We start from the raw sequence: 17,252 nt of genomic DNA on the forward strand, positions 1-17,252 counted from the left end.
GTCGCTCCTCGTCCGGGGGTACCTGGCTCGCCACGATGCCAGGGCTTTGCAACGTTGTAAAGACCCGGCGAAGGCTGACGACGCGGCCCTAGGCGAACGTGACCCAGATGTTCTTGGTGGCGTCGGTCGTGTACCAGCCGACGTCCAGGGACAGGTGCCGGGCCAGGTGGAGGCCCAGACCTCCTTCGCCCGGCGCCCGGACCCCGGCGTAGGCCGGAGCGGTGCCGGTGTCGTGGTCGGCGACCTCCAGCAGCCATGTCGGCGCCGCCTGACGCAGCCACACCTCGGTGGGTGGTCGGCCGTGCGTGAGCGCGTTGGCCGCGAGCTCGGAGGCGATGAGGACGATCTTGGACGCGACGCTGTCCCGGTCCTGGCCGATCGTGATGCCGCCCGCCAGCAGGACCTCGGCGAGCTGGTTCCGGAACGGTGACAGCTCGGACGTCGCGTGCAGCGTCCACGCCCGGACGGTGCGGAACCCCTCCGGTGGGGTGGAGGTGCGCAGCCCGCCGTCGAACCCGTCGATGTCCAGCTCGTCGTCCGTCACGACACACCCCCTCGTCCGGGACCCACCCTGGCACGGGTCGCGGGTCAGTCCCGAGCCGGTGGGAGCGTGAGGCGGGCGACGGTGCCGCCGCCGTCCCGCGGCCGCAGGTCGGCCCGGCCGCCGTGGCGCTCGGCCACGTCACGGACGATGGCGAGCCCCAGGCCGCTGCCGGCCAGCCCGCGCGCCTGCGGGGAGCGCCAGAACCGGTCGAAGGCGTGCGTGACGGTGGTGTCGTCGACCCCCGGACCCCGGTCGGCGACCTCGACCGTGCCGTCGGCCAGGGTGACGTCGACCGTGCTCGAGGCGGGCGAGAACTTGAGCGCGTTGTCGAGCAGGTTGACCAGGGCCCGCTCGACCGCCTCCCGGTCGCCGAGGACCGCCCACGGCTCGCCGGCGACCTCGACGCGCTGGGCCCCTCGCCGGGAGGCCCGGTCGACGGCGCGCTCGAGGACGTCGGCCAGGTCGAACCGCTCGGGGTCGGGCTCCGGTGCGTCGTCGGCCAGCTCGACCAGCTCGTCGACGAGGACGGACAGCTCGACCAGCTGCGCGGACACGCTGAGCAGCAGCTCCGAGCGGTCGACGGCGGGCAGCGCCCGCCCGCTGCGTTCGCTGAGCGCCAGCAGCTCCAGGTTGGTGCGCAGGCTCGTGAGGGGGGTCCGGAGCTCGTGACCGGCGTCGACGATGAGCTGCTGCTGCCGGGCGCGGGAGACGCGGAGGGCCTCGGTCATGCGGTTGAACGCGGTGGACAGCCGGGCGACCTCGTCGTCGCCGGACACCGGCAGGGGGACCGAGAGGTCCTGCGTCCGGGCGACGTCCTCGACCGCCCCGGTGAGACGGTCGAGGGGACGCAGGCCGGAGCGGGCGACCAGGTAGCCGGCCAGCACCGAGGTCAGGGCACCGAGCAGCGTGACGACGACGAGGACCACGCCGAGCTGGCGCAGCGTGGCGTCGACCTCGGTGAGGTCACGGACGACGAGCAGGGCGTAGCCCTCCTCGAGGTGCACGGCCCTCACGCGGACGTGCGTGCCGTCGGCCGCGCGGTCGTCGCGCAGCTCGCCGGGCCCGGGCTCGGCGGCCAGGGCCACGTCGTCACCGGTCGGTGCGACCTGGAGTCCTCCGGCCGCGGTGCACGTGGACCCGTCGGCCCGGACCAGCTGGACCGAGCCGAGCCAGGAGGACGGCTCGCGGGTCTGCCCTCCCACGCCGCACAGCGCCTCGGGCCCGCCGGGCGGGGACGGTCCGTCCTCGACCGACAGGTCCGACGGGCGGTCGACGCCGACGAGGGCGCTGTCGACCTGGGCGCGCAGGGTGCGGTCGGTGGCGGCCCACGCGGCCACGCTGACCGCGGCGACCGCGACGCTGACCGCGACGGCGGTGAGCAGGGCCAGCCGCCCCCCGAGGCTCGACGTCCAGCGAGGTCGTCGGGTCACGCCGGTGGCCGCAGGACGTAGCCGACGCCCCGCACGTTGTGCAGCAGCCGGGGGAGCCCGCCGGCCTCGGTCTTGCGGCGCAGGTAGCCGACGTACACCTCGAGCAGGTTGGTGCCGGGGTCGAAGTCGTAGCCCCACACCTCGCGCATCAGGTGCTCGCGGGTGAGGACCTTGCGTGGGGCGGCGAGGAAGACCGCGAGCAGCTCGAACTCCGTGCGCGTGAGCACGACGGGCCGCCCTGCCCGCGTCACGTCCCGGCTGGTGCGGTCCAGGCGCAGGTCGTCGACCTCGAGGACGTCGGTGGAGACCGCCGCCTGCGCCCGCCGCCGCAGCAGGGCCCGGGTCCGGGCCAGGAGCTCCTCCAGCGCGAACGGCTTGGGCAGGTAGTCGTCGGCGCCCACGTCCAGCCCGGTCACCCGGTCCCGGGTGCCCCCGCGGGCGGTGAGCATGAGGACGGGGACGTCCTGCCCGGAGCCCCGCAGCCGACGGCAGACGTCGAGACCGTCGATGCCGGGCAGCTGCAGGTCCAGCACGACGAGCCCGGGGTGGAAGCGCTCGACGGCGAGCAGCGCCTGCTCCCCGTCGGCGGCGGTCCTGACCTCGTAGCCCTCGAACGCGAGGCTCCGCCGCAGGCTGTCGCGGACGGCCGGGTCGTCGTCCACGACCAGGACCACGGCGGCGCTCACCCGACCACCGGGGCCTCGGGTCGGTCCGGGGACTGACGTCGTCGAGGCAGGTCCACGAGGCCAGGGTGGCCCCGGTTCCTGGGAGGAGGGTGAGAGGGCCCTCACGGTCCTCTCACCCGTTCCTGCGCGTTCCTCCCAGGTGGGCCGACCACGGTCGAGGGCATGACCACGACCAGGACCACACCCGGCACGATCGCGCGGCGGGCCGCCGCGGTGCCCGCCCTGCTCCTCACCGTCGCCTTCCTGCTGACCGGGTGCGGCGGCAGCGGCGAGGACGACCCCGGCGTCGCCAGCCTCGACCAGCCCTCCGGCGGCGCCGCCGACGACACCTCGGCGGGCGGCTCGTCCACCCCGGCGGACGTGGAGGCCGAGCTCCTCGCCTACGTCGAGTGCCTGCGCGGGGAGGGCCTCGACGTCCCCGACCCGACCGTGGACGCCGAGGGCGACCTCCAGATGGGAGGGCCGGGTGCCGGCGGCGGGGGACCTGGTGGCGGGGGTGCCGGTGGCGGGGGCGCCGGCGGCGGGGGCGGAGGCCCGGCCGGGGACCCCGAAGCGTTCCAGGCGGCGATGGAGGTCTGCGGTGACGTCCCCGAGGGCGCGGTGGGTGGCCCTGGTGAGGTGGACTCCGCGGAGTTCGAGGACGCCGCGCTCGCCTTCGCGGAGTGCATGCGCGAGGCCGGCATCGACGTGGGTGACCCCGACCTGGGCGGCGGTGGGCCCGGGGCCGGTGGCGGGGGCGGTGACGGTGGCCCGTTCGGTGACCTCGACATGGAGGACCCCGCGGTGCAGGAGGCGCTCGAGGCCTGCCAGCAGGTGTTCGCGGACGCCGGGATGGGGCAGCCGTGACCGCCGGCACGGCCCGCGTCCGGGCCGCCGTCGCGGGGGTGGTGGTGCTGGGCGTCGTCGCGGTCCTCGCGGTGCTGCTCCTCACGGTGAGCTCGAGCGACGCCGGGACCGGGACGACCGACGGCACCGCGACGGGCGATGCGTCCGCGGCCGCGGCGCAGGACGCGGGACCTGCCACTGCGGTCGCGGAGGTGCGGGACCTGGTCGTCCTGGACGAGCTCGAGGGCGAGATCGGCTTCGGCGACGCGTACGACGTGGCGGCAGCCCGGGAGGGGACGGTGACGAGCGTCGCCCCGGAGGGGGAGACGGTGGGCAGCGGGTCCGTCCTGCTGGAGGTCGACACCGAGCCCACCGTGCTGCTGCGCGGGGAGGTCCCCGCCTACCGCGCCCTGGACGTCGACTCCTCCGACGGTGAGGACGTGCAGCAGCTGGAGCAGGCGCTGGTCGACCTCGGCCTCGGCGACGGCGTCACCGTGGACGAGGAGTTCACCGACGAGACCGCCGACGCCGTCGAGCGGTGGGAGACCGACCTGGGTCGCGCCGACCCTGATGGCACCGTGGCCCTCGGCGACGTGGTGTTCACGACGGCCGACGTCCGCGTGCAGCGGGTGCTGGGCGGCCCCGGGACCCGGGTCCAGGCCGCCACGACGGTGCTGGAGGTGACCGCCACCGAGCGGGTCGTCACCCTGGCCGTGAGCACCCGCACCGCGGACCGGCTCAGCCCGGGCACGACGGCCGAGGTCACGCTGCCGGACGGAGGGGTCACGACCGCGACGGTCCGCTCCGTCGCCGCCGGGGCCGAGACGGACCCCGCGGACCCCGACGCCGAGGCGACGGTCGCGGTCGAGCTCGGTCTGGACGACCCCGAGGCGGCTGCGGCCTGGGACTCCGGCACCGTCGACGTACGGGTCGAGCGGTCCCGCACCGAGCAGGCGACCGCCGTCCCGGTGGAGGCGCTGCTCGCCCTGGCCGAGGGCGGCTACGCCCTGGAGGTGGTCGGCGGTGCGACGACCACCCTGGTGGCCGTCGAGGTCGGCACCGTCGCCGACGGCTGGGTGGAGGTCACCGGCGACGGCGTCCAGGCCGGCACGGTCGTCGTGGTGCCGGCATGAGCGCCGCCGGTCCCACCCCGACGGGCGAGGTCGTCCTGGAGCTGCGCGACGTGTCGAAGGAGTACCTCACGGACCCGCCCACCCGCGTCCTGCGGGGGATCGACCTGCAGGTCGGGCGGGGCGAGCTCGTCGCCGTGGTCGGCCCGTCCGGGTCCGGCAAGTCGACCCTGCTCAACATCGTCGGCACCCTCGACCGCCCCACCACCGGCACGGTCATGCTGGCCGGCCACGACGTCTCGGCGATGTCCGACGCCGAGCTGTCGGCGTTGCGGGCGCACGAGATCGGCTTCGTGTTCCAGCAGTTCTTCCTGCTGTCGGGTCGGACGTCGGTGGAGAACGTCTCCGACGGCCTGCTCTACAGCGGCCTGGCCCGGGTCCGTCGGCTGGCCCTGGCCCGGGAGGCCATGGCCAGGGTGGGCCTGTCCCACCGCGTCGACCACAACCCGGAGAAGCTGTCGGGAGGCGAGCGGCAACGGGTCGCCATCGCCCGCGCGCTCGTCGGCCGTCCGTCGGTGGTGCTCGCCGACGAACCCACCGGCAACCTCGACTCCCGTTCCGGTCAGGCCGTCATGGAGCTGCTCCACGAGCTGCACGGGGAGGGCGCCACGATCCTGGTCATCACCCACGACCCGGACATCGCCGCGAGCCTGCCGCGCCAGGTCGCGGTCCGAGACGGCCGCATCGAGCTCGACACCACCCGGCCGCGACGCTCGACGGGGGTGCCGGCGTGAGCGCGGGCACGCTGACCCGCTCCTCCGACGGGGGGAGGCAGGTCGAGCAGAGCGGGCGTGACCGGTTGCCGTCGAGCCGGCTGCACGTGGGCGACCTGCTCCGGGTGGGGTCGGTCGGGCTGCTCAGCCGGCGCCTGCGGGCGGCGCTGTCCGCGCTGGGCATCTCGATCGGCATCGCGGCCGTGGTCGGGGTGCTCGGCATCTCGGAGTCCTCACGGGCCGACCTCATCGAGCAGCTGGACCGGCTGGGCACCAACCTGCTCACGGTCCAGGCGGGCACCGGCATCGGGGGTGGTGGCGAGGCGGCGCTCCCGACCACCGCGACCGCGATGCTCGGCCGCGTCGCACCCGTGGAGGCGGTGTCGTCGGTCACGACCGTCGACGCCGCCGTGCTCCGCACCGACGTCGTGCCGGAGGACCGCACCGGTGGCATCTCCGTCCTGGCGGCCGACGTCGCCCTGCTCGACACGCTGGGCGCCGGTCTGGCCGACGGGGTGTGGCTGGACGAGGTGAGCAGCGACCTGCCCGTCGTGGTGCTCGGCGCGGTGGCCGCCGAGCGGCTCGGCGTCGACGACGTCGGCGACGGCACCGCCGTGTGGCTGGGGGAGAGCTGGTTCACGGTCGTCGGTGTCCTCGAGCCGATCGAGCTCGCCCAGGACATCGACCGCGCGGCTCTCGTCGGGGAAGGCGTGGCGGCGACGTCGCTCGGGGCCGAGGAGACGCCCAGCACCATCTACCTCCGGGCGGACCCGGAGGCCGTGGAGCAGGTGCGTGACGTCGTGCCCGCCACGACCGACCCCGAGAACCCCGACCAGGTCGAGGTCTCCCGACCCTCCGACGCGCTGGAGGCCCGGGCCGCCGCGAGCAGCGCCTACACCAGCCTGTTCCTCGGGCTGGGCGCGGTCGCGCTGCTGGTCGGCGGGGTCGGGATCGCCAACGTCATGGTGATCTCCGTCCTGGAGCGCCGCTCGGAGATCGGGCTTCGCCGGGCCCTGGGCGCCACCCGCCGTCACGTCGCGGTGCAGTTCCTGGCCGAGGCGCTGCTGCTGTCCCTGGTGGGTGGCGTCGCCGGGGTGGCGCTCGGCGCGGCGGCCACGGCCGGCTACGCGCTGCTGCAGGGCTGGCAGGTCGTGGTGCCGCTGATCGGCGTGCTCGGCGGACTGGGTGCCGCCCTGCTCATCGGCGCGGTCGCGGGTCTCTACCCCGCGGTGCGCGCCTCCCGGATGTCCCCCACCGAAGCCCTGAGGACGGTCTGACATGCCCCACGAACCCGAACGAGGCGCCCCTTCCCGTCCCGCCCACCCGCGAGGGGCACCGGCCCTGGCGGCCCTGCTCCTCACCGCCGGGCTCGTCACCGTGACGGTGGCCCCGCCCGCCACGGCGAACGGGACAACCGAGGTGGCCGGCTCCAGCGACGACGGCCCGACCGCCACCGTCGAGGTGCGCGAGCTGTCGGAGGTCGTGGCGGTGGAGGGGGTCCTGCGGCGGACCCAGGAGTGGGTGGTCCGCCGCGGCAGCAGCGTCGCCGGCGCGACCGGTTCGGCGGCCACGACGACCCAGCCCGGCGCCACCGCGGCCACGGCGACGATGGGGCGGGTGCTCTGGTTCGTCGACGTGCCCGCCACCGAGACGGTCGAGGCGACGGCGGGGGCGCCGGGCGTGGAGCCCACCGCAGAACCGTCGAGCGATCCGAGCGGCGAGGCCTCGGGCGAGCCGACAGGTGAGCCGTCGACCGATCCGAGCGGTGAGCCGAGCGGTGAGCCGAGCGGCGGACCGACTGCTGAGCCGACCGACGAGCCGACCGGTGAGCCTTCGAGCGAGCCGACCGAGGAGCCGACCGGTCGCCCGTCGACCGACCCGAGCGATCAGCCGTCGGGTCGGCCGAGCAGCGAGGTGCCCGGGGGTCAACAGGCCGGACCGTCGGACGGGCCCGGCGCGCAAGCGCCCCCGGGGCAGGGCCAGAGCGGCGGTCCGGGCGCGGCTCCCGACGCGCCGGCGGGGGCGGGTGGTCTCGGGGGTCTCGCCCCCGCGGGTGAGGGCGGACCCGCAGGTGGGGCGCCCGCCACGGGGGAGGGTGCGGCCCCCGTCGCCGACCCCGTCCTCACCGCCGTCACCGCCCCGGGCCACGAGGTCGTGGCCGGCGACGAGCTGTACGCCCTCGACGCCGAGCCGGTCGTCGCGCTCGTGGGGGACTGGGTCCCGTGGCGTGACCTCGGTGCGGACTCCGAGGACGGGCCGGACGTGCAGGCGCTCGAGCAGGCGCTCGTCGAGCTGGGCTACGGCGACGGTCTGACCGTCGACCAGGTGGCGGACGACGCCACCGGCGAGGCCATCAGGAGATGGGAGACCGACCTCGGCCGCAGCGACCCCGACGGGGTGCTGCAGCCCTCGGAGGTCGTGGTCGTCCCGGCCGGGACCGTGGTCACGGACGCCACCGCCGTCCTCGGTCAGCAGGTGGCCGGTGGGGCCGACGTGCTGTCCCTGGGGAGCGCGTCGCTGGAGGCCGTGGTGGACGTCGCCGCCGAGGACGCCGACCGCTGGGTGCTCGGCCGCTCGGCCGGCGTCGGGCTGCCCGACGACCGCGTGGTCGACGGGGTGGTCCTGTCGGTCGGGCGGGACCTCGTCGACGGCACGGTCGAGGTCGTCCTCGACGTCGCCCAGGTCGACGGCTTCAGCAGCGGGCTGCCGGTCGACGTCGTCCTGGTCGGTGAGGTCACCGAGACGACGGCCGTGCCGCTGGCCGCGGTACGCGCGGACGACGCGGGTGCGGCGGTGGTCGAGGTCGTCGAGCCGGTCGAGGACGGCTCACCCGGTCGGGCGCCGGTGACCCTGGGCGTCGTCGACGGCGGCTGGGTGGCGGTGCAGGGGGTGCCGGCAGGCTCGGTCGTGCGGCTCCCGGGGTAGGGCGCTGGCCCGCGGGGTCATGCGTCGCACGCGCGGTCCGCGGGAGCCCGGACCGTCACGAGGACCGTGCCCGCGCCCGGTGGTCCCGGGGGCTGACGCCCCGTTCCCGCTTGAACGCGGTGCTGAGCGCGAACGCGCTGCCGTAGCCGACCTCGCGCGCGACGGCCTCGACGGTGGACCGGGGCTCGAGCAGCCGGTCCGCCGCCAGGGCCAGACGCCAGCGCGTCAGGTAGGTCATGGGCGGCTCGCCCACCAGCTGGGCGAACCGACGGGCCAGGGCGGCTCGCGAGATGCCCACCTCGGCGGCGAGCCCGGCGATCGTCCAGGGGTGGGCGGGGTCGTCGTGGATCAGTCGCAGCGCCGGCCCCACGACGGGGTCACCCTGGGCGGTCCACCACCCGCCCCGTCCGGGCTCCTGCCGGGCCAGCCACGCCCGCAGCACGGCGACGAGCAGCAGGTCGAACAGACGGTCCAGCACCGCGGCCTGACCGGGCTCGTCGGTGACGACGGCGTCGTCGAGCATCGGCAGCAGCGGGCTGTCCAGGGCCCCTGGCGGCAGGTGGACCAGCCGGGGCAGCGCCCCCAGGAGACGCTGGCTGACCTCGCCACGGACCTGGTAGCAGCCCATCAGCATCACGGTGGAGCCGTCCCGGTTGTTGCCCCACTGCCGCAGCCCCAGGGTCATCTGCTCACCGAGGTCGCGGCCGTCCGGTCCGACGCAGCGCATCGCCGGCAGGACGACGACGTGGGGCGGCGTGGACGGGGAGTCGGACACCGTGCAGGCCTCGGTGCCCCGCGAGACCACGACGGAGCCCGGGCCCAGCTCGACGGCCGGGCCGCCGTCAGGGGTCAGCCAGGCCGACCCGCGGAGCACCGCGACCAGACCGAGCGGGGCCTCGTCGGCCAGCCGCACCGACCACGGTGGCTCCATGCTCGCGCGCAGCAGGTACGCGTCGCGACCTCGCGGACCGTCGAGGAGCCGCGCCAGAGCATCCACGACCGCCAGGGTAGAGCGGAGCGCAGGTCGCGAGGAGACTGGCGGCATGGCCCGGCTGGTCTACGTGACGAACGTGTCCCTCGACGGCTTCATCGAGGACGAGGACGGTGCCTTCGACTCGTTCTCGTGGCACGTCGAGGAGGTGTTCGCGGCCGCCACCGACCTCGTCCGCTCCACCGGCACCTTCCTCTACGGCCGCCGGCTGTACGAGGCGATGGCGGTCTGGGAGACCGACCCCACCCTCGCCGCGCAGTCGGACCTGATGGCCGAGTTCGCGACCGCCTGGCAGGCGGCGGACAAGGTCGTCCACTCCACCACGCTGACCGAGGTGCCCACGGCCCGCACGCGCATCGAACCTGAGCTCGACCCCGCGGCGGTGCGCGACCTCAAGGCCGCGGCCGGCCACGACCTGCTCGTGGGAGGGGCGGACCTGGCGGGGCAGGCCTTCGCGGCCGGGCTGGTCGACGAGTACCAGCTGTTCGTCTGGCCCGTGGTCGTCGGCGGGGGCAAGCCGGCGCTCCCGCCGGGCATCCGGGTGGACCTGGAGCTCCTGGAGGAGCACCGGTTCGCCGACGGTGTCGTGCGCCTGCGCTACCGCCCTCGGCAACGGTGACGTCGTCCCCGCAGGGGGCTGGGACACTGCTGTCGTGAACGGGGAGGGCCCGAGGCACGCGGCGGGGGGAGGGCCACGGTCGTGGATCGACTGACCAGCACCGTGCCCCCGGGGCGGGCGGGCCCTCAGCGGACGGCGCGCGAGCGGCTGCGGCCGGAGCACCGGGCGGTCGCCGTCTGGGTCGCCGTGCTGGTGGCGGGGGTCGTGGCGTCACGGCTGCTGTTCTTCTCCCGCCCCGTCAGCCGTGACGAGGCCGGGTTCCTCATGGTCGCGTCGCAGCTGGGGCCGGGGCAGTCGCTGTACGGCGACTACTGGGTGGACCGCCCGCCGCTGCTGCTGGGCTTCTTCGCCGTGGCCGACCGGCTCGGTGGCCCCGACGCCCTGAGGTCCCTGGGCCTGCTGCTGGTCGCCGGGGCCGTGGTGGCGGCGGCGGCGCTGGGGTGGTCGGCGGCCGCGGGACCGGCGCGTCGACGCACCGCCGTCGTCTGCGCCGCGACCGCGGCGGTGTTCCTGGCCACGCCCGCGTTCGGCACGTACGAGGTGAACGGCGAGCTCATCGCCGCGCCGCTGGTCCTGGCCGGGGTGGGGCTGCTGCTCGCCGCGCTGCGGGCCGCGGCGCCGGGCAACCGCTCGGGGCTGCTGGTCGCCGCCGGTGGCTTCGCGGCGGCCGCCGTCCTCGTGAAGCAGAACCAGTGGGACGTGTTCGTCTTCCTGGCGGCGATGCTGATCGCCGGGCGCCGGTCGGAGGGACCGTTGCGCCTGGGACCCCGGGATGCGGTGCCGTTCCTCGGTGGTGCCGGGCTGACGGCGGTCGCGGCGCTGGCCGGTGCCGCTCGGGTCGGCACCTCCCCGGGCGAGCTGTGGGAGGCCGTCGTGGTCTTCCGGGTGCAGGCGGCCGCGGTGATCTCGTCCTCGGCCAGCGCGGCCACCGGCGACCGGCTGGTCGACCTGTGGGTCGCGTTCGTGCTGAGCGGCGCACCGCTGGTCCTGCTCCTGCTCGCCCTGGCCTGTCGTCGCGCCCCCGCGGCCGGGGTGGTGGACCTGCGCCTGGCGGCGCTCGCGGTGCTGGCGTGGGAGTCCTTCGCCGTCCTCGGCGGCGCCAGCTACTGGCCGCACTACCTCATCTGCTTCGTACCCGGCCTGGTGCTGGCGGTGGCCGTGGTGCGGACCCGGCAGGAGCAGGAGCGGGTACCGGGGTGGGCCGCACGCGCCACGATGGTCTGGGTCGCCGTCGCCTGCGTGGTCTCGTTGGCGTCGGCGCTGCTGAACCCGCCGGCGCGGCCCCAGGACGAGCTGATCTCGTGGCTGCGGGTGCACACGGCCCCGGGGGACGACGCCTTCGTCGCCTACGGCTACCCGGACATCCTCCACGGGGCGGGCCTGCACAGCCCGTACCCCGACCTGTGGAGCCTGCCGGTGCGGGTCCGCGACCCCCGGCTGACCGGGCTCAGCCGGCTCCTGAGCGGCCCACGGGCACCGGACTGGGTCGTCCTCACCTCTCCCACGCTGGCGACGTGGGGCATCGACCCGCGGGCCGGCACGCGCGCGCTGCAGGAGCACTACGTCGAGGAGGCGGAGATCGGCCGCTACACCGTCTACCGGCACGGCTCCGCCGAGGACCGGCCGTGAGGATCTGCTCCCCGGCCTGACCGTGGTGGGCTGGTACCGGCAGCGGTGGGCGTGGGTCAGCGCCCTGCGCCCTGTGTCGCGGCGGCGTCACGCAGTCGCGAGCGGTCCACCCCCAACCGGTCGAGGGCGCGGACGAACGTGCCGCGCGTCAGGTCGCAGGCGGCCGCGACGACGTGGCGGCCCTGCAGGCCGCCCGAGCCCGGGGCGCGCGCGACGCCCGAGGCCTGCTGGAACACCTGCCGGGCGGTGGCCGTGCACCGGAACACCCCGCTCGCCGGGCCGGCCACCGCGACCTCGAGCGGGACCTGGTCGGTGCCGGGGCTGTCCGGCGAGGCCCCGAGGGCCTCGGCGTGGACGGCCTCGATCGCTCCGCGCAGCGTGCCGACGTCGACCCCCACCGCCGCGAGCGCTCGGGCCGCTGACCCGTCGGGCAGGGCTGCGGCGGCCAGCACCAGGTGCTCGGCCCCGGGCAGCTCGTCCCCGCCACGACGGGCCTCGTCCTCCGCGGTGGTGAGGAGGGTGCGGATGGTGGTCACGTCCCGCAGCGCGGTGCGCAGGCTCATCGGGTCTCCCGGGATGTCGACGGGCGTCGCCCGGACGCCTGCTGGCGCAGCTGGGCGGCGAACCTCTTGTGGACGGCCTGGGCGCTGATGCCCAGTGCCTGACCGATCTCCGCCCAGGTCCACCCCGACGTGACCGCGTGGGCCACCGACTCGGCCTCCAGCCGAGCCGCGACACGACGCAGCGCGATCACGGCGGCGAACGCCGCCTCGGGATCGTCGGGTGCGGGGACCTGGACCGTGCTGGCCATGACATCAATGTAGGTTGATGGTGGCGGCTACGTCAACCGAGGTTGATGACCAGACCGTGTGGACCTCGTGCTGCCCACCCGTCTGGTTCAGCAGGCGGGTCGCGGTGCGCCGGACGTCTGTCCGTCGGGTCGGGCAGGGTTATTCCCCTGCGCTGCGCGCCTGCTTGTGCTTCCGCTGAGTGAAGCGCGGATTTTCGCTCTGGGCGAAGCGGCATGCAGCGACTCGACCGGAGATCGCCAGATCTGGGCGCTAGCCGCCTGGCTTCTTGACGAAGGTCATCAAGGACTGCGAGAGATCACTGTTCATGCGAAGGAGCTTGACGGCGGCTGTCGTGTCGGGGACATCGCGTTGCTCGGCTTTCAGGAGCCAGTAGTGCCCTTCGTTGCAGGCAATCAGAACCTCATCGCCGGACGTGAAGATGCTGAGGTCTCCACCATCGTCTGTGTGGGTCGCCTTCATGACACGCAAGCTCCTTCGCGCGAGGCTATGGCTCCTACTGGCCGAAGGCCTGGGGGTGCTCCCGCATCGCCCTCTGGAGCAACGGTTCTGTACTGCTGTCCACGACCGCGTTGAGCTGGGCGGTGGCCGCCTCCGCCTTGCCCTCGGCCTTCTCCTTGCCTTGAGCGCCGAACCAGTAGCCGATCGCGGTCGTCGCGAGAGGGACGACGACCAGCAAGATCGTCTGAGCGTTCTTGAACGCATCGACTACTACGACGCCGTCTCTGATGAGCGGTTCGGCGTCCATCCGAGCACGCGTCTCCAGCAGCCACCACACAAGAATCGCCAGCAGGGCCAGGGTCAGAATGAGACGAGCCCATCCGTCGAATGCACCCCGTGGGATCTTCATCCGACGAGAGTGCACCCTTCGCTACTCATGGCGCAAGGGATGAGGCGAAGTCGCTTCGCCCGACCAACGGCGCTTTTCGGCGTGGGGCGTTGATAGGGTTATGTGACCCTGGCGTGAGGTCGGGCGAGGTGAGTGTCATCCCTTGTGAGCGCTTTGTCTCATCAGTGCGATAGAGCACCGAATGCCTCTTTCGGGTGCTCGGTGGGTGCACCCTGCCCGGGTCTGCCCAGGTCGTCCACCAGGCTCTGCGGTGCGCGCGGCGTCACGCTCCGTCCCGCTGTCCTCGAGCACGTCCCGTAGCCGTCGGCTGCTCGGCCGGCTCTCGACCCGGCCTCGGACAAACCCCAGACCTGCTCGGTGACGGTGGGGCAGGACGTTCGAGGCGTTGCCGAGGTGTGCGGCTCGTGCGTGCTGTCGCTGGTGCGGCCGTCCGGCCTCGTCGAACCGTCGTGTCGACCCGGACCCCGGTCCGCTGCTGGAGGAGCGATGCGTGACACGCCGCGGGGCGACCGTGGCGCCGGTCGACAGGGACGACGTTCGCCTACAGCGCGTGATGAGACAGCCCCGACAATGCCCTTTACAGCGACTCTCAGTGAGATCACACTCTCCCCGGGGGGCAATTCGGATCGTCCCGTGACAACGGTGAGGAGAACGGACATGACCGAGTTCCGAGTAGTTCTCGACGGGCTGGAGCTGGACGAGCGCGAGTACGCGCTGGTCTCGCAGGCGGTGCTCGAGGCAGGCCTCAAGGCCGTCAACAACCTGAGCAAGGGCAAGCAGGTGGACTTCGTCGCTCTGACGGCCCCCCGGATCGCGATCGACGACTGGCTCATCAACGGCGGCTGGGTCATCCGCGACCGACTCGCTGGGAAGGCCCGCGACCTCCTGCAGGAGCAGGGGGTGCTCCCGCGCGAGCTCGGTCGCGACATCGGTCGTCATGGCGGGCGATGAGAGCACCGGCTGCGAGCAGGGGCATGCGACCTGCCCCAGTGCGCCTCCCAGGGCAGGTGCCGTACTCCTCGGGGTGATGGGTCCCAACGGGCGGATGGCCTACGTCCCCTCGGGGCCGACGGTCGACCAGGGCATGCTCGACGCGCTCGTCGCGGACGACCCGGATGCGACGGGCTACCGCTTCGCCAGTCCGTGCCTCACGTCCGGCTGCGTCTACTGGGCGGACACCCGGTGCCACGTCCCGGACAAGGTGCGGCTCGACCGGGAGCGAGCGGGGCTGCCTCCGGCCGTCGCGGCCGGTCCGCTGCCCGACTGCGCCATCCGGCCGTCGTGCCGGTGGTGGCGCCAGGACGGAGCCCAGGCGTGCGCGCTGTGCCCGCTCGTCGCGACGCGGCAACCGGGCCGCACGAGCGCGGGTCCCGGCTCACCGGAGGCGTCCGGGCCGCTAGACCAGGCAGCTGCTGGCCTCCCGACGCCCCGGGGTGCCGTCGGACCGCCGGCGGCGGCGTCCGCGTGAGGCCGATCTGCGCGACGCGGAGGACACCCGACCGCGCGCGGTCGGCCAGACTGGGGTCCCACCCGTAGCCCGAACGAGGAGTCAACCGTGCCCCAGGGGACCGTCAGCTGGTTCGACGCCGAGCGGGGGTTCGGCTTCCTCGCGATCGAGGGCGAGGCCGAGGACCTGTTCGTGCATGCGTCCGAGATCGTCAGCGACGACGGGACGAGGTTGCTCCGCGAGGGGCAGGCGGTCGAGTTCGAGTGGGGCGAGGGGGACCGGGGCCCGCAGGCACGCCGGGTCCGGATCACCGCTGACACGGCTCCGGACGCCCCGCTGGGCGTCCTCGGCACCGTCACCTGGTACGAGCCAGGCAAGGGGTACGGCTTCGTCACGCCGGACGGCGGCGGCGCCGAGATCTTCGTCCACAGCTCGGCCGTGGTGACCGGCGGTGTGCCGGCGGCGGGGCAGCGCGTGGCCTTCCTGGTCGTCGAGGGGGAGAAGGGGCCTCAGGCGGAGCACCTGCTGCCGCTCGCCGCCGACACCCCGCAGCCCGTCCCGAGCGACGGAGCGGACGGCACGGTGTCCTGGTACGACGAGGACAAGGGCTTCGGGTTCGTCACCCCCGCCGCCGGTGGCGAGGACGTCTTCGTCCACGTGCGGGCGCTGACCGGCGGGCTGACCTCGCTGGCGGAGGGGGACCGGGTGACCTACGACGTGGTCCAGAGCGAGAAGGGCCCGCAGGCCCGCAACCTGCACCTCGTCAAGGCCCCGGCACCCCGGGGCGCGTCCGTGCCCGCAGGACGCGGACGGCCGCCGCACCCGGAGGCGACCGACGCCCCCGTGCGCGGTGGCGAGGGCGTGGTCGCACGCTACGACGCGGAGCGTGGCTTTGGCTTCATCACCCCGGACGCCGGAGGCGCGGACCTGTTCGTGCACGTGTCGGTCCTGGGAGGTGCGGACTCGCTGGTGGAGGGCGAGCGCGTCCGCTACAAGGTGCGTCAGAGCGAGCGGGGCCCGCAGGCCGACCGCGTCGAACGGGTGTGACCCGGCCTCCACAGGCTCGGCAGAGGCCCACCCCTGGCTCGAGACACCGCTCGATCCTGGTCGCGAACGAGCGCCTGTGCTGCGGTGGTCGGGCCGGCGGGGGACGGGGGACCTACGGCCTGCCGCGGCGGGTCCGGTGACGGGCCCGATCCGCACACCTGCGTCCCACGGATGCCGCGCCACGGGTCCGCCGTGCTGTCCACCGGCCCCCGGAATCCCCCCTGCCGTCGCCCGGCAGCCGTCGGCGTAGGACGATCGTCGTATGGGTGCCCGCGCAGCAGTCCTCGTCACCGGCACCGAGGTGCTCACCGGCCGTGTCCCCGACGCCAACGGCCCCTGGTTGGCCGAGCGGCTGCGGGAGCTGGGGGTCGACATCGGTGTCGTGGTCGTCGTGGGGGACCGACCCGAGGACCTGGCGTCGGTGCTGCGGTACCTGCGCACGGGGCACGACCTGGTCATCACCACCGGCGGTCTCGGCCCGACCGCCGACGACCTGACGGTCGAGGTGGTCGCCGACGTCCTCGGCCGTCCCACGGCCGTCGACCAGGCCCTGCAGGAGCGCATCGCGGCCGTCATCGCCCGCCTGTCCGCCGCGCGCGGGTGGAGCGCGGAGTCACCCGGGATGGCGTCGGGCACGCGCAAGCAGGCGGTCGTGCCGGTCGGTGCCCACGTGCTCGAGCCGGTGGGGACCGCTCCGGGTCTGGTGCTGCCCGGCGACGGAGACGGTCCGCCGGTGCTCGTGCTGCCCGGCCCGCCCCAGGAGCTGCAGGCCATGTGGGCCGCGGCCCTGGCCGACCCGCTCGTGGCCGCCGCCCTGCAGCTCGCCGGGGCGGTGGCGCTGCGCGAGGAGACGATCCGCGCCACCGGCGTCCCCGAGGCCGAGCTCGCCGACCTGCTTCGCGAGCACGCGTCCCGCCACGGCGCCGCGGAGGACGCGGGTCTGGAGGTGACCACGTGCCTGCGCGACGGTGACCTGGAGGTGGTCACCCGGTTCCGGCCCGACGCGGACACCGCCTACGCGCAGCTGCTCGGTTCGGTGGTCGACCGGTTCGGCGAGGCCGTCTACAGCAGCGACGGTTCGTCGTTGGACGAGGTCGTCGCGTCCGGACTCCGGTCGCACGGGTGGACGGTGGCCACCGCAGAGTCCTGCACCGCCGGGTTGCTGGCCGGTCGTCTGGCCGACCTGCCGGGCTCCTCGGACTACCTCGTCGGCGGGTTCGTGGCCTACACCGACGAGGTCAAGACGTCCGAGCTCGGCGTCCCGGCCGAGCTGCTGTCCCGTCACGGCGCGGTGAGCGAGCAGGTGGCGGTGGCCATGGCGAGGGGTGCTCGCGACCGGTTCGGCTCCACCCTCGCGGTGTCGGTGACCGGGATCGCCGGGCCGGGCGGTGCCCGCCCGGGCAAGCCGGTCGGGCTCGTCCACGTCGCGCTGGACGGGCCGGACGGCACGGTGCACCGTGAGCTCCGCCTCCGCGGCGGACGGGCGCAGGTACGGGCCCGCACGGTCACGACCTGCCTGCACCTGCTGCGTAGCGTGCTGCGCTGACGGGAGTCGGCGTCGTGGGCGCCGGCAGGCGGCGGCACGAGCGTCCGCGGGAAGCCCGACC

General features: G+C 74.6%; 18 protein-coding genes. 10 read left to right on the forward strand and 8 right to left on the reverse strand.

Going from position 1 to position 17,252, the window contains the following annotated elements; translation table 11 throughout:
* Positions 1–88: 88 nt before the first annotated feature.
* From ACR80Q_RS14000 to ACR80Q_RS14010, 3 genes are read right to left on the reverse strand one after another with little or no spacing between them, the layout of a single operon-like run.
* Positions 89–544 (reverse strand): ATP-binding protein, encoded by a 456-nt coding sequence (locus tag ACR80Q_RS14000; protein ID WP_435378247.1) that lies wholly within the window; start codon positions 542–544, stop codon positions 89–91.
* A 44-nt stretch (positions 545–588) separates the two neighbouring features.
* Positions 589–1,974, reverse strand: coding sequence for a HAMP domain-containing sensor histidine kinase (locus ACR80Q_RS14005; protein ID WP_435378248.1), 1,386 nt, complete (start codon positions 1,972–1,974; stop codon positions 589–591).
* Complete coding sequence (locus tag ACR80Q_RS14010; RefSeq protein WP_435378249.1) at positions 1,971–2,660, reverse strand: response regulator transcription factor; 690 nt, start codon at positions 2,658–2,660, stop codon at positions 1,971–1,973. Before ACR80Q_RS14010 ends, ACR80Q_RS14005 begins: the two co-directional genes overlap by 4 nt.
* A 162-nt stretch (positions 2,661–2,822) precedes the next feature.
* Here ACR80Q_RS14010 and ACR80Q_RS14015 point away from each other — a divergent pair, with 162 nt between their 5' ends.
* From ACR80Q_RS14015 to ACR80Q_RS14035, 5 genes are read left to right on the forward strand one after another with little or no spacing between them, the layout of a single operon-like run.
* Positions 2,823–3,506: a hypothetical protein gene (locus ACR80Q_RS14015; protein ID WP_435378250.1), complete on the forward strand. Its 684-nt coding sequence runs from the start codon at positions 2,823–2,825 to the stop codon at positions 3,504–3,506.
* Positions 3,503–4,618 carry an efflux RND transporter periplasmic adaptor subunit gene (locus ACR80Q_RS14020; RefSeq protein ID WP_435378251.1) on the forward strand — a complete coding sequence of 372 codons (1,116 nt, stop codon included), beginning with the start codon at positions 3,503–3,505 and terminating at the stop codon, positions 4,616–4,618. The genes ACR80Q_RS14015 and ACR80Q_RS14020 overlap by 4 nt, the downstream gene beginning before the upstream one ends.
* On the forward strand, positions 4,615–5,349 hold the full coding sequence (locus ACR80Q_RS14025; protein WP_435378252.1) for an ABC transporter ATP-binding protein: 735 nt from the start codon (positions 4,615–4,617) through the stop codon (positions 5,347–5,349). The genes ACR80Q_RS14020 and ACR80Q_RS14025 overlap by 4 nt, the downstream gene beginning before the upstream one ends.
* Entirely contained in the window at positions 5,346–6,605 is a 1,260-nt protein-coding gene (locus tag ACR80Q_RS14030) for an ABC transporter permease (RefSeq protein ID WP_435378253.1), read from the forward strand. The genes ACR80Q_RS14025 and ACR80Q_RS14030 overlap by 4 nt, the downstream gene beginning before the upstream one ends.
* A gap of 1 nt (position 6,606) precedes the next feature.
* Entirely contained in the window at positions 6,607–8,253 is a 1,647-nt protein-coding gene (locus tag ACR80Q_RS14035) for a peptidoglycan-binding protein (protein WP_435378254.1), read from the forward strand.
* 55 nt (positions 8,254–8,308) lie between these two features.
* On the opposite strand, the gene ACR80Q_RS14040 is transcribed toward ACR80Q_RS14035, so the two are convergent.
* Positions 8,309–9,250: an AraC family transcriptional regulator gene (locus tag ACR80Q_RS14040; protein ID WP_435378255.1), complete on the reverse strand. Its 942-nt coding sequence runs from the start codon at positions 9,248–9,250 to the stop codon at positions 8,309–8,311.
* Positions 9,251–9,296: 46 nt separating this feature from the next.
* On the opposite strand from ACR80Q_RS14040, the gene ACR80Q_RS14045 reads away from it, so the two are divergent.
* Positions 9,297–9,863, forward strand: a complete 567-nt coding sequence (locus ACR80Q_RS14045; protein ID WP_435378256.1) for a dihydrofolate reductase family protein — start codon at positions 9,297–9,299, stop codon at positions 9,861–9,863.
* A gap of 81 nt (positions 9,864–9,944) precedes the next feature.
* The gene (locus tag ACR80Q_RS14050; RefSeq protein WP_435378257.1) at positions 9,945–11,492 is read left to right on the forward strand and encodes a hypothetical protein; all 1,548 of its coding nucleotides are present in this window, start codon (positions 9,945–9,947) and stop codon (positions 11,490–11,492) included.
* Positions 11,493–11,548: 56 nt separating this feature from the next.
* Here ACR80Q_RS14050 and ACR80Q_RS14055 read toward each other — a convergent pair whose 3' ends face one another.
* The 4 genes from ACR80Q_RS14055 to ACR80Q_RS14070 all read right to left on the reverse strand — a co-directional run bounded on the left by ACR80Q_RS14055 (position 11,549) and on the right by ACR80Q_RS14070 (position 13,151).
* On the reverse strand, positions 11,549–12,055 hold the full coding sequence (locus ACR80Q_RS14055) for a Clp protease N-terminal domain-containing protein (protein WP_435378258.1): 507 nt from the start codon (positions 12,053–12,055) through the stop codon (positions 11,549–11,551).
* Positions 12,052–12,303, reverse strand: a complete 252-nt coding sequence (locus ACR80Q_RS14060) for an RNA polymerase subunit sigma-70 (protein WP_435378259.1) — start codon at positions 12,301–12,303, stop codon at positions 12,052–12,054. The genes ACR80Q_RS14055 and ACR80Q_RS14060 overlap by 4 nt, the downstream gene beginning before the upstream one ends.
* A 250-nt stretch (positions 12,304–12,553) precedes the next feature.
* On the reverse strand, positions 12,554–12,763 hold the full coding sequence (locus ACR80Q_RS14065) for a hypothetical protein (RefSeq protein ID WP_435378260.1): 210 nt from the start codon (positions 12,761–12,763) through the stop codon (positions 12,554–12,556).
* 34 nt (positions 12,764–12,797) lie between these two features.
* Positions 12,798–13,151, reverse strand: a complete 354-nt coding sequence (locus ACR80Q_RS14070; RefSeq protein ID WP_435378261.1) for a hypothetical protein — start codon at positions 13,149–13,151, stop codon at positions 12,798–12,800.
* Between the two features lie 657 nt (positions 13,152–13,808).
* Between ACR80Q_RS14070 and ACR80Q_RS14075 the strand changes: the two genes are divergently transcribed.
* The 3 genes from ACR80Q_RS14075 to ACR80Q_RS14085 all read left to right on the forward strand — a co-directional run bounded on the left by ACR80Q_RS14075 (position 13,809) and on the right by ACR80Q_RS14085 (position 17,191).
* On the forward strand, positions 13,809–14,102 hold the full coding sequence (locus tag ACR80Q_RS14075; protein WP_435378262.1) for a hypothetical protein: 294 nt from the start codon (positions 13,809–13,811) through the stop codon (positions 14,100–14,102).
* A 604-nt stretch (positions 14,103–14,706) separates the two neighbouring features.
* Positions 14,707–15,645: a cold-shock protein gene (locus tag ACR80Q_RS14080; RefSeq protein WP_435378263.1), complete on the forward strand. Its 939-nt coding sequence runs from the start codon at positions 14,707–14,709 to the stop codon at positions 15,643–15,645.
* A gap of 262 nt (positions 15,646–15,907) precedes the next feature.
* Positions 15,908–17,191, forward strand: a complete 1,284-nt coding sequence (locus ACR80Q_RS14085; RefSeq protein ID WP_435378264.1) for a competence/damage-inducible protein A — start codon at positions 15,908–15,910, stop codon at positions 17,189–17,191.
* Positions 17,192–17,252 lie beyond the last annotated feature (61 nt).

The organism is Aquipuribacter aurantiacus, assembly GCF_051216895.1.
Lineage (GTDB): Bacteria > Actinomycetota > Actinomycetes > Actinomycetales > JBBAYJ01 > Aquipuribacter.